Origin of the sequence: Metabacillus niabensis, from assembly GCF_902829255.1 — a bacterium.
GTDB lineage: Bacteria > Bacillota > Bacilli > Bacillales > Bacillaceae > Metabacillus > Metabacillus niabensis.
In genome coordinates this window covers 1-13,422 of record NZ_CADEPK010000031.1, presented here as the reverse complement: position 1 = coordinate 13,422, position 13,422 = coordinate 1, and the positions used below count along the sequence as shown (strand labels likewise).

At 36.0% G+C, this 13,422-nt stretch carries 8 protein-coding genes; 6 read left to right on the top strand and 2 right to left on the bottom strand.

Features of this window, described 5'->3' with window-relative positions; genetic code table 11:
* Positions 1-23: 23 nt before the first annotated feature.
* Positions 24-1,160 (bottom strand): SEC-C metal-binding domain-containing protein, encoded by a 1,137-nt coding sequence (locus HU235_RS05575; RefSeq protein WP_095300329.1) that lies wholly within the window; start codon positions 1,158-1,160, stop codon positions 24-26.
* 283 nt (positions 1,161-1,443) lie between these two features.
* On the opposite strand from HU235_RS05575, the gene treP reads away from it, so the two are divergent.
* The 6 genes from treP to HU235_RS05545 all read left to right on the top strand — a co-directional run bounded on the left by treP (position 1,444) and on the right by HU235_RS05545 (position 10,572).
* Positions 1,444-2,844, top strand: a complete 1,401-nt coding sequence (treP, locus tag HU235_RS05570; protein WP_174879563.1) for a PTS system trehalose-specific EIIBC component — start codon at positions 1,444-1,446, stop codon at positions 2,842-2,844.
* 150 nt (positions 2,845-2,994) lie between these two features.
* Positions 2,995-4,674: a glycoside hydrolase family 13 protein gene (locus HU235_RS05565; RefSeq protein WP_174879562.1), complete on the top strand. Its 1,680-nt coding sequence runs from the start codon at positions 2,995-2,997 to the stop codon at positions 4,672-4,674.
* A gap of 146 nt (positions 4,675-4,820) precedes the next feature.
* On the top strand, positions 4,821-6,509 hold the full coding sequence (gene treC / locus HU235_RS05560; RefSeq protein WP_174879561.1) for an alpha,alpha-phosphotrehalase: 1,689 nt from the start codon (positions 4,821-4,823) through the stop codon (positions 6,507-6,509).
* A 119-nt stretch (positions 6,510-6,628) separates the two neighbouring features.
* Positions 6,629-7,345, top strand: a complete 717-nt coding sequence (treR, locus tag HU235_RS05555) for a trehalose operon repressor (RefSeq protein WP_095300336.1) — start codon at positions 6,629-6,631, stop codon at positions 7,343-7,345.
* A 109-nt stretch (positions 7,346-7,454) separates the two neighbouring features.
* A complete protein-coding gene (pepT, locus tag HU235_RS05550) occupies positions 7,455-8,693 on the top strand; it encodes a peptidase T (protein ID WP_174879584.1) in 1,239 nt (412 codons plus the stop codon).
* A gap of 715 nt (positions 8,694-9,408) precedes the next feature.
* Positions 9,409-10,572 carry a response regulator gene (locus tag HU235_RS05545; protein ID WP_174879560.1) on the top strand — a complete coding sequence of 388 codons (1,164 nt, stop codon included), beginning with the start codon at positions 9,409-9,411 and terminating at the stop codon, positions 10,570-10,572.
* 43 nt (positions 10,573-10,615) lie between these two features.
* On the opposite strand, the gene HU235_RS05540 is transcribed toward HU235_RS05545, so the two are convergent.
* Positions 10,616-13,422 (bottom strand): hybrid sensor histidine kinase/response regulator (locus tag HU235_RS05540; RefSeq protein WP_174879559.1); only part of this gene is annotated, 2,807 nt, incomplete at its 5' end.

Here is a 13,422-nt window from a genome sequence, read left to right as displayed (position 1 = left end):
TTTTAAGCAAATAAAGATAGCACTTATAGACAGCATTTCTTATACTTCTTCCCACTACCGCATGGGCACGGGTCATTTCTTCCAACCTTTTCAACGTTTACTGACAGTTCAGCAATATCATTTGGAGCATTTCTTTCTTCCTCTATCGTTTCTACCCATTCATCAAAAAGAGGGTGACTGGTACCAATTAATTGATAGTAGCTATATGCTAATTCTGCAAGACTATAGTAAAAGGTAACAGGTCTTTTACTTACATAATCATTTATTTCTGGTTCTGCCTTCGGACTTACATGATGGGCGAGAGCTTCAATAATCATCTCTTTATTTTCATCATCCTCTACTTGATGGTAAGCCTTTCGCAAAACATCTATTGCATAATCCGACTTAATATTTTCGATGATAGAGGTTGCATATAGATAAGACTCCTCCTTTAGTAAATAAGGGGATACCGCAGCAACAACTTCATCTGATTGAAGAGAAATTAAGGCTGCAGCAACTTCCTCTAACAAAACGTCATCATCTCGGACAAGTAATGGAACCAATTGCGGAATAAATCTTGCGCTTTTTATTAAGCTGATCATATAGATTGCTAATTTTCCATCATAATCAAACCACTGCTTTTCAATATTTCCCTCAACTGACTTTGCAATTTCCGCTTCTGTTATCCAATTGTTCTCTACTAAAGTAAGGGCAATTTTTTTTGCCTGTTTATATAAAACTCCATCGAATGCTTGCTCAGCCTCCAGCTTAATAAGAATATTGGCATATTCTCTCTTTACATCTTCCCTCGTTCCGTTTACTAGCAAATCAAACAACTGCCACTCATCTTTTGAAAAATACGGCTCTAAAGCATCCTTGTTTTTCCATACAATATTAGGATTAAGATCCTTTAATAATTGAATATACAATTGTCGGTATTCACTTGATGATTGGTGGATGCCATCAGTTAATAAGCGAACAAGCTCTTCATGATTCGGATCAACCGATAGGTACAATAAAATAGTTGCCCGTTTTTCCTCATTTTGATTTGCTTCCTTGATTAACAACTCAATTGTTTTTCTATCTGTTTCTGAATAATCGTGAAGTGCATGCAAAATGAATTCTTGAACAACTGCATCTTCTGTATTTAAAAATGGGGTAATTCTTTCTAAAAAGGTCATCTTATATCTTCTCCATCATTTTTTATTTCCTATCTCTGTTTTACCATTTGTATCTTTTTGAAACAATAAGACACTACTAACACTAGTTAAGTTTTACTGATTGTCTTCCATTTGCCATAATTAGGTAATTGAAAACGCATTAATTTTCGTTGACAACTTGTATATACAGGTATAAGATAACATCATAACATGTATATACATGTTAGTCGTCTCTGGCATGGTATGAAAACGCTCTAATAATTAATTTTACGATTTAACATCTATCAATATAGGAGGAAAAACCATGAATGTTGATAAAAAACAAGTTAGTCAAATTATTGACGCCATTGGTGGAAAAGACAATATATCAGCAGCAACGCACTGTGTTACACGCTTGCGTTTTGCTTTAGTCGATGAAGGAAAGGTTGATAAAGAAGCTCTAGAAGCAATCGACCTGGTTAAAGGTTCCTTCTCAACGAATGGGCAGTTTCAAGTTGTTATTGGCCAAGGAACCGTTGATAAGGTCTATAAGGAAATGGTTCATCAAACAGGTGTAGGGGAAGCATCTAAGGAAGACGTGAAAAAGGCGTCTGAACAACATTTAAATCCTTTGCAACGTGCAATTAAAACATTAGCAGATATTTTTATCCCGATTTTACCTGCAATCGTAACAGCCGGTTTATTAATGGGGATTAATAATTTATTAACAGGACCAGGCATTTTCTTTGAACAATCGATTGTTGAGAAATACCCACAATGGGCCGATGTTGCCAGCATTATCAACTTAATTGCCAACACAGCATTTACATTTTTACCAGGTCTTGTTGGTTGGTCTGCAGTAAACCGCTTTGGGGGAAGCCCATTATTTGGGATCGTTTTAGGCTTAATGCTCGTTCACCCAGATCTTTTAAACGCATGGGGTTACGGGGCAGCTGAGGAAATTCCAACTTGGAACCTATTTGGATTAGAGGTTCAAAAGGTTGGTTATCAAGGACAAGTTTTACCAGTGTTAGTGGCATCCTATGTATTAGCTAAACTCGAAAAATGGTTAAGAAGCAAAATTGCTGATTCATTCCAGCTTTTATTAGTTGCACCAATTGCTCTATTAATAACAGGACTCATCTCATTTATCGCGATTGGACCAATTACGTTTGCTATTGGTAACGTCATCACAGATGCTGTAGTTAATATTTTTGAATTTGCGCCAATTATTGGTGGTCTCATTTATGGTGGATTGTATGCTCCACTCGTTATTACAGGTATGCACCATACCTTCCTAGCAGTCGATTTACAATTAATCGGTAGCACTGGCGGCACATTCCTATGGCCAATGGTTGCATTATCGAATATTGCCCAAGGAACAGCAGCACTTGCGATGATGTTTATTCTAAAGGACGAAAAACTAAAAAGTTTATCCGTTACTTCAGCAGTATCTGCTTATTTAGGGGTTACAGAGCCAGCGATGTTCGGTGTGAATTTACGTTTTAGATATGCATTTATTTCAGCTATTATCGGATCAGCCCTTGCTGGTGCATTTATTTCCGTTCAAGCTGTAAAAGCGCCATCTGTTGGTGTTGGTGGTCTTCCTGCATTCTTATCGATCTTCCCACAAAACTGGGGTGCATTCTTTATCGGCATGGCCATTGTTATTATCGTTCCTTTTGTACTCACACTATTTTTCGGTAAAATCCGTAAACAAAAATAATAGAATAAACCAACTTTTACGATACCATCACGCCAGACTTGGCAATGATGGTATCGTATCTTCGTTTTTACATATGAATAGCAGTTAGGCGATTATAGCTTACACAAATTAAACTACCAAAAATATCACTCAACTAGGGGTTGTTACTTCATGAATAAAGCATGGTGGAAGGAAAGTGTCGTCTATCAAATTTATCCTCGAAGTTTTATGGACAGCAATGGAGATGGAATAGGGGACTTACAAGGGATTATTTCAAAGCTTGATTATATAAAGAATTTGGGCATTGATGTCATTTGGTTATCGCCTGTATACAAATCACCAAATGATGATAATGGCTATGATATTAGTGATTATCAAGATATAATGGATGATTTCGGAACAATGGCTGACTGGGAACAGCTTTTAGTAGAGGTTCATGAGCGCGGCATGAAGCTCATTATGGACTTAGTTGTCAATCACAGCTCTGATGAACATCCTTGGTTTTTGGAAGCAAGGCAGTCGAAAGACAGCAAATATCGTGATTACTATATTTGGCGAAAAGGGAAAAATGGAAAAGAACCATCCAATTGGTATTCAAACTTTGGTGGCTCTGCTTGGGAATACGATGAAGCAACTGACGAATATTATTTGCATCTTTTCTCAAAAAAACAGCCTGATTTAAATTGGTGTAATCCATCTCTTCGCAAAGAGATTTATAACATGATGAAATGGTGGCTTGAAAAGGGGATTGACGGCTTTCGAATGGATGTCATCAATTTCATCTCAAAGCCGGAAAATTTTGAGGATGGAGATTTAAAGCCGGGAAAAAAATATGCATCAGGTAGTAAATTTTACCGGAATGGACCGCATATTCATGATTACTTACAGGAAATGAACCGTGAAGTTCTTTCTCATTATGATGTCATGACAGTTGGAGAAATGCCAGGAGTGACACCTGAACTAGCCAAGCTATATACAAGTGAAGATCGCAAAGAATTAAATATGGTTTTTCAGTTTGAGCATATGGGTCTTGATAATGGAGAAAATGGGAAATGGGATTTAAAACCATTAAAATTGGCTGATTTAAAGGCTAACTTATCAAAATGGCAGCTTGCCCTTGAAGATACTGGCTGGAATAGTCTTTATTTCAATAATCATGATCAGCCACGCTCTGTTTCTCGCTTTGGAAATGACAAGAAATACCGTGTTGAATCTGCAAAAATGCTTGCAACATTGCTTCACATGATGAAGGGTACCCCTTATGTTTATCAAGGAGAAGAAATTGGGATGACCAATATTCGCTTCGATTCCATTGAAGATTATCGCGATATCGAAATCATTAATATGTTTAAGGAGCAAACAGAAGCAGGGATTCCCCATCAGCAAATTATGGAAAGTATCTATGCGAAAGGGCGGGATAACTCACGCACACCAATGCAGTGGGATGCTAGTCCAAATGCAGGCTTTACAACTAGTACACCTTGGCTAAAGGTCAATCCAAATTATATTGAAATCAATGCAGAAGCAGAAATATCTAACGCTAACTCTATTTATCATTATTATCGTAAGCTCATTCAGCTTAGAAAAAAGTATGACGTTATCGTATATGGAAAATATGAGCTACTTTTACCTGAGCATCAAGAAATTTTTGCTTACACACGAACACTTGGTGACGAAAAGCTACTTGTCATTTGCAATTTCTATGAAGGGCAGCCAATGTTCGAATTACCTGAACATATTACTTATCAATCAGCAGAACTATTAATTAGTAATTATCCAGAAAAGCTAACTCATGAGCTAGAATCAATTCAATTAAGGCCTTACGATGCAAGTGTCTTTTTACTTAAATAATGGCTAGATAAAAGCTTACGGTTACACTGGGCATAAGACTCCAGACTAAAATATAACGAGTCAGATACAACTAGGATTCCTAACAGTCTACAGGACGCAAACAGACAGGTTTAACAGAGCCTAAAAAATAATAGGTGGTGGAAGAAATGAAACAACAACCATGGTGGAAGAAAGCTGTTGTTTATCAGATTTATCCGAAAAGCTTTCATGATACACAAGGAAATGGAGTAGGGGATATTCAAGGGATTATTGAAAAACTTGATTACTTAAAAAATCTCGGTGTTGATGTCATTTGGCTAACACCAATTTATAAATCCCCGCAGCGTGACAACGGATATGATATAAGTGACTATTATTCAATCCAGGAAGAGTACGGTACAATGGAGGATTTTGACCGTTTAGTTACAGAGGGGCATAAGCGCGGTCTTAAAATCATTATGGACATTGTCGTGAATCATACATCAACAGAGCATGAATGGTTTAAACAGGCCGCATCCTCGAAGGAAAATCGTTATCGCGACTTTTATATATGGAGGGATCCAAAAGAAGATGGCTCGGTCCCAACGAACTGGATTTCAAAGTTTGGGGGACCTGCCTGGGAATTTGATGAAAAGACAGGGCAATATTATCTTCATCTCTTTGATGTCACACAAGCAGATTTAAACTGGGAAAATGAAGAACTTCGTCAGGAAGTCTACAAAATGATGAATTTTTGGTTTGATAAAGGTGTTGATGGCTTCCGCTTAGATGTTATAAATCTAATTTCAAAAAATCAAGAATTCCCTGATGATGATGGGTCTGTTCCACCAGGTGATGGAAGAAAGTTTTATACAGATGGTCCACGTGTACACGAATTTATCCAAGAAATGAACAAGAAAGTCTTTTCAAAGCATGATAGTATGACAGTTGGCGAAATGTCATCGACAACGATCGAGCATTGTATTAAATACTCAAATCCTAGCCGTAACGAGCTTAGTATGACGTTTAATTTCCATCACTTAAAAGTCGACTATCCTAACGGTGAAAAATGGGCGCTCGGTGAGATGGATTTTCATGCATTAAAAAACATTCTCTCAACATGGCAAACAGAGATGAACAAAGGTGGTGGATGGAATGCACTGTTTTGGTGTAATCATGATCAACCGAGAATTGTATCAAGATATGGAAATGATGGTGAATACCACATTCAATCAGCAAAAATGCTTGCAACGACCATTCATATGATGCAAGGAACACCATATATATACCAGGGTGAGGAATTTGGAATGACTGATCCAAAATTCACCTCTATCGAGCAATACCGTGATGTTGAATCCATAAATATGTACAATATTCTAAAGGAAAAGGGTATGCCTGAAGCAGAGGTATTAGAGATTTTAAGACATAAATCCCGAGATAACTCTCGTACACCTGTTCAGTGGAATGATTCAGATCATGCTGGATTCACCACAGGTACACCTTGGATTGAGGTTGCAAGTAATTATAAAGAAATCAATGCTGAACTTGCCATCAAAAATCCAAATTCTATTTTTTATCATTATAAAAAGTTAATTTCCTTACGCAAGGAATATGACATTATTACCGATGGAGATTATGAATTACTGCTAGAGGATGATGAGCAAATCTTTGCATATATTCGTTCAACTAACACAGAAAAGCTTTTAGTAGTAAATAACTTTTATAGTCAGCCAACTGTATTTCAATTACCTGAGCATATTGATGTGAATGATTTCTCAAGGGAGCAATTGATTTCAAATTACTCAGATTCAGTCAATACATTTGAGAACATGGAGCTTCGACCATATGAATCAGTCGTCTATTATTTAAAGAAATAAGCAGACAATTTACAGCAGTACACCCTTATGCTTGTTCATGGTAAGATGAAGTAAGACTTTTCTAAGAAAGGTTTTACTTAGGAGCTTTTTTGCCTTAATAGATAAGAGCGGTGATAAGGATGAAAACAAATAAATATCTTGCCATCTACAAGGAATGGACAGAAAAAATAAAATCAGGCGAGGTTAAAGCAGGGGAAGCAATTCCCTCTGAAAATGACTTAGCGCTAACATATGAAACAAGCCGAGAAACGATTCGAAAAGCATTGAATCTATTAGCTCAAAATGGCTTTATCCAAAAAATTCGCGGCAAGGGCTCGATTGTGCTTGATGTACAAAAAATGAGCTTTCCAATTTCCGGACTAGTGAGCTTTAAAGAAATTTCAAAAACGTTCCATTCCGAAGCTAAAACTACTGTACATGATTTTGGCTTAATCAGGCCTAATCCATTTTTAAAACAGCAATTACAGACTTCGAGTAAGGATGAAATTTGGAAGGTTATTCGCTCTCGAACAATTGGAGGAGAACGAATTATTTTAGACAAGGACTACTTTCTAAAAAAATATGTTCCAACGTTAACAAAGCAAATTTGTGAAGGCTCTATATATGATTATTTAGAAAACGAAATTAAGCTTAAGATTAGCTTTGCAAAAAAAGAAATCGTAGTAGAGGAATGCACGAGTGAGGATCGAAATCACCTTGATTTAGAAGGCTTTTCACATATTGTCGTAGTTAAAAATTATGTTTATTTAGAAAATGCCTGCCTTTTTCAATATACAGAATCACGCCATCGTCTTGATAAATTCCGTTTTGTTGATTTTGCAAGACGTGGTGTTTAATCCTCATAGCTAACCACCTGTGGATGCTCTCACAGGTGGTTATTTCTCTCTATCTCATGATATGATTTATTATGATACTAATAACAATAAATGAGGGAAGGAAATGACGATGAAATCTGAAATCATTGAACGGTTTACCCGCTATGTCAAAGTAGATACACAATCAAATGAAAATAACGAAGCCTGTCCTTCAACACCTGGTCAACTGACACTTGCTAACATGCTTGTTGAAGAATTAAAGCAAATTGGAATGAAAGATGTCACCATCGATGAAAATGGCTATGTCATGGCAACATTACCAGCTAATACTGATAAAAAGCTTCCTACGATTGGCTTTTTGGCTCACGTTGATACAGCAACAGATTTTACTGGTCATGATGTTAAACCACAGATTGTTGAAAATTATGATGGGAATGACATCACATTAAATCAAGCATTACATATCGTTATGTCACCAAAGACTTTTCCAAATTTAAAAAACTATGTAGGACATACGTTAATTACGACAGATGGAACAACCCTTTTAGGGGCAGATAATAAAGCAGGCATTGCTGAAATCATGACGGCAATGGCTTATCTTATTGAAAATCCGAATATAAAGCATGGTAACATCCGTGTTGCATTTACACCTGATGAGGAAATTGGCAGGGGTCCGCATAAATTTGATGTTGCAGCTTTTAATGCAGATTTTGCGTATACCGTTGATGGGGGACCATTAGGTGAGCTTCAATACGAAAGCTTTAATGCTGCTGCAGCTAAAATTACATGTAAAGGGACAAATGTTCATCCCGGAACTGCAAAGGATAAAATGATCAACTCTGCAAAAATCGCCATGGCATTTCATCATAAGCTCCCAGAAATGGAAGCTCCTGAATATACAGAAGGATATGAAGGCTTCTACCATTTACTATCAATTGATGGAGATGTTGAGGAAACAAAGCTCCATTACATTATTCGCGATTTTGATAAACAGAAGTTTGAAGAGCGAAAAAACAAAGTGATTTCCATCGTTAATGAGCTTAAGGATATCTATGGTCAGGATGCAATTAGTCTTGAGTTAAATGACCAATATTATAATATGAGAGATAAAATTGAACCTGTGAAATATATTGTTGATATCGCTCATCAAGCAATGGAGAACTTAAGTATAAAGCCAATAGTTGAACCGATTCGCGGCGGTACAGACGGCTCACAGCTATCATATATGGGGTTACCAACACCGAATATTTTTACAGGTGGGGAGAACTTCCACGGAAAATATGAATTTATTTCTGTAGAAAATATGATAAAAGCGACGCAAACGATTGTTGAAATTATTTCGTTGTTTGAACAAAGAGAGCAACAATAGTCAGTTAATAAAAAAGGTGACTCAAACCCAAGGGTTCAGACCCCTCAAACACAATATAGACTAATAACGAGGTTAGTGTACTATATTCCTGTGTTTGTTGGAGGGGTCGGGCCCTTTTGAGTCACCCTTCACGATTATTTGCTGTCTCATTTGAACCACTCGCTAATATCCCCAAAACAAGGAAAAATGTTATAAACAAAAACAAGACCTTTTTCACATCAAAACTCCCCTTACACTTGAATAACGGATATTCCTATATATATCAATAGCATAAATTTTTCGAAATATATATATTTTGCTTTTTCATTAGAAAAACAAAACTTTTCGACTAATACACTCATTCGGATACAGGAATATACACATAAAGAACTTCAGATCCACTTAGTCAAAAGGTCATATTTCTTACAAAAACGTTTGAAAGACTAACCTATTTTGAAGGTTAGTGCACAAAACGACAAAAAACACTTAAAATCCCTTCCAAAAACGTATAAAATAGATATAATGTATTACTTTTTAGAACGTTACTTTTCGCTTACTCTTTTTACCAATACCTGTGACGTACTTGTGACGTACTTATCCTGTATAGGGTAGATTATCGAAAAGAACGAAAAATGAAATAGGATATAGTATCTAATTCTATAAATTATTGTTGGAACATTCACAATTAATCCGCGACTAATCATTGCCATTTTTATATGATAGAGGGGGATATATCATGAAAATAATTTTAATAGATGATGAAATCCTTGCACTCGCATATCTAGAGCAGCAGTTTAAAAGGATTCCAGATGTAAATATTATTGGGAAATTTACCGATCCTCAAGAAGGAAAGCTATATATCCTTCACCATGATGTAGATGTTGTTTTCTTAGACATCCATCTCCCTGGGATAAATGGAATTGAATTAGCGGAACAAATTTTGGAGAAGAAGCCAAAATTAAATGTAGTATTTGTCTCTGCACATGATTATTATGCGATTAAAGCCTTTGATTTAAATGCTCTTGATTACGTCTTAAAGCCAGTAAGTAATGACCGTTTGTTAAATACCATTCAACGGCTAAAAGAAAGAATTAAGATGAACGATCAAAGTATACAGATAGCAGAGCCTAATCTTCATATACAATTGTTTGGTCAATTAACGATCGGGTTTGAAAATCATCCTAGTCTACCAATCCGTTGGCGAACGTCAAAGGTACAGGAACTATTTTTATATTTGATGCAGCATCGCACTCAGCTAGTTCGTAAGGCAACACTTATTGAATTGCTTTGGCCTACTTATGAACAAAGCAAAGCGTATTCACAATTGTATACTGCCATTTATCATATTCGAAAAACATTGGAACCATATGGAAATCACTTTAACATTTCGAATACTAATGACGGTTATATTTTTAATATGGAAAATGTATTTGTTGATGTAGATAAGTGGGAGCATGAATTACAAACAGATATGCTAGTAAACCGTGAAACATTCAACAAATATGAGCACCTTCTAACTCTTTATAAAGGGGATTATTTAGAAGACTATGATTATTTATGGGCGGAAAATGAACGCCATAGATTAAAGGTATTATGGCTTCAACTTTCATTTAAGTTAGCCGAATGGTACACCTCTTCAAATCTCGTTCAAAAGGCTGTTACTTTATATCATTCAATATGTCAACGACAGCCCGAAGCTGAGAAAGCGCATTTTGAACTAATGAAAATATTCGCTGAGACGAATAATCACTTAGCTGTTCACAAGCAATATAAACTGCTTAAAAATATCCTTCAAGAAGAATTAAGTGTAAAGCCTAGTTCATATATAACTGAATGGTATCTTCAATGGAGACAAAAAAAGGGAACAAATGAAAATGCTCTAACTTCTCAAACTATGTGACCGTTAAGGCGTCACATAGTGAAGAAATTAGAACATTTAACTATCATCTATTCTTCGGTATTTTAAACGAAACAACAGTTCCTTTTTTTAGAGAGCTTTCAATTTTTAATCCTTGTCCATACAATTGCTTTAAGCGACGATTTGTATTTAATAGACCGATTCCTCTCGTTTGCTCTGTTTCACTATCCAACAGCATACTTAGCTTGTCCTCATCCATACCTATCCCGTTATCTATAATAAATACCTCAACAAATTCATCAAGCTCTTTTAATCTAACTGTAATGGTTCCACCGTTGGATTGTTGCAATATACCATGTCTAACGGCATTTTCCACTAGTGTTTGGATGGAAAGTGGTGGGATTGATATATTGAGATCTGCATCTATCTCCCATACAATATTGAGTCTATCCCCAAATCGTTCCTTTTCAATGTGTAAATAAGAGCGAACTAATGATAGCTCACGTTCAAGCTTCACCACATGCTCATGGTTTTGATAATCGAAGCTCGTCCGTAAGTAATTACTAAACTCCATCAATAAATCTTGCATTCTCGGAATATCAATTGTCCCAAGGGCTGCAATTGAATTTAATGTGTTAAATAAAAAATGTGGACGAATTTGAGCCTGTAACCATGCAGCTTCTACTTGTAAATGTCTTTCAACAGATTGTTTTAAATCCGTAAGGGCGCGAACACGAGACTTTAGCTCCCAAGAATCGACTGGCTTTGTGACATAATCATTTGCTCCTGAACGGAAACCAGCTACAATATCCTCAGAACGATTTCGTGCTGTTAACAGTAATACTGGTAATTCTGATATCGTAAACCTCTTTCGTATCATACGGGTGAATTCATAACCAGACACATGTGGCATCATTACATCAGATATAACGAGATCAAAGCGGCTCCCTTCAAGGATTTTAATTGCTTCAGAAACGCTTGTAGCTGTCGTTAAATCATAGGATGTACCAAGCATTTTAACCAATATATTGATATTTACATAGTCATCATCAACAACCAAGACTTTAGGATTATGACTTAATGATTTGATGACCTCAGTTTCTTTATACAAAGTAGAACGGCTAGGTTCAGTTAGAAGGCTAGTCGCAACCTCCTCGTTCACTACAACTGGTATATCTGTTACTTCACCACATAATGGTAAAGTAAAGTAGAACACAGAGCCAGAGTTTTGCGTTGATTTTACTTTAATTGTCCCACCATGAAGCTCAACTAATTGCTTACAAATGCTTAAGCCGAGTCCAAAGCCAGTACCTGCTTTTGTTAAATGCGAGTTAACCTGTTCATAAGGTTCAAATATAACCTTCTGCATTTCTTCTTTAATTCCTATACCCGTATCAGCAACCTCAATCCTAGCCATTTCATTTTCTACAATTGCCCGAACAGATATTTCTCCTTCTTCCGTATATTTAATCGCATTATGAAGCAAATTAAATAAAATTTGAATCAGTCTGTTTTCGTCTGCTTTGACTGCAGGAAATGTATCCTCTATATCGACATTGATTTTAATTGGCTTTCCCTCTAACATAAACCTTAACATTTCCACAACACCAGTAACGACTGATTGGATTCGAACACTTTTTATTTCTAACTGAATCGTTTCTTCCTTCAATCTTGTTACATCTAGCAAATCATTTAGCATCATTGACATTCGTCTACCAACGGAAATTAACAACTCAAGATTGTTCCTCTGCTCTTCATTCGGAGGATTATTTTTATCATCTAAAACGGATTGAGTAATATTGATGATACCATGAAGTGGATTCCTTAATTCGTGTGACGTGTTCACTAAGAATTCATCTTTGCGTTTATTTTCTAATTTAAGCTTTTCAGTAAGTTGAATCGACTTATTAGTTGTTCGAAAAAATGTTTTAAACCAATACGCTGTAAAGCAGAGCAATGTGATGATTAAATCAAACGGGTAATGCATTAACTCTAAAGATAACCGCGATTCAATAATTGCCCAAAGAATATTGATTCCGATGCTATAGCATGCTAAAAGTAAGAAAATGATATCCCTTTTCTCCTTTATTGCCCTTTGTAGTATAACTGTTGAGATAATGACGAATAGGGAAAGGGTCGTTAAAAGAAATACTTTAGATGTTTGTAAAAGATAAGTTGATGGAGAAAACAAAATGAATAAACAATAAAATATACAAAATCCAGTAAAATAATGAACCATTCGAAATTTTCCATATTCAGGGAACAACTGTTTAAACACTTGTGGGATAAATGCTGCGACACCAATATAGGACCAAAATACAATTTTAATTGACCATTCATATTCAAAAGGTATCAATTGATATAGCAGTTTATCATCACTTGTTAAAACGCTAATCGTTGCACAAAAAATAACCATAGAAAAATAGAATAAGAGCAATTTACGATAACCTAGGAAATAAAGAAGTACTGCATAAAATATGTGTAACAAAAGAACAACACATAATAAAAGCTGTAAGCCCTTTGAAAGAAGGCTTTGAGTTTTAATTGCTTCTAAGGGACCAAAGCGAACTTGCTCTGTTATTCCCCCTTCGCCAAAATGGTTTGAAACCTGTATGGCTAAATCTATCTCCCGAGCACCGGACGGAATAGCTACCGAATATGGATAATATCTAGCCTCATATTGCTCCTGTTTGCTAGATGGGCTACCTAATCCTCCTATTAACTTACCATTTACATAAACTGCTGAAGCCTTCCGAATTTCATTAAATTGAAGCCCCAACGCCTTCTTTTCCGACTGATCGACTAATATCTTTATTCGATATGTACCGTAATGGAAAGATTTCGTATCGCCTTTAAATACATCCTTCCAATTACTCGGAACTTGTATAAGTT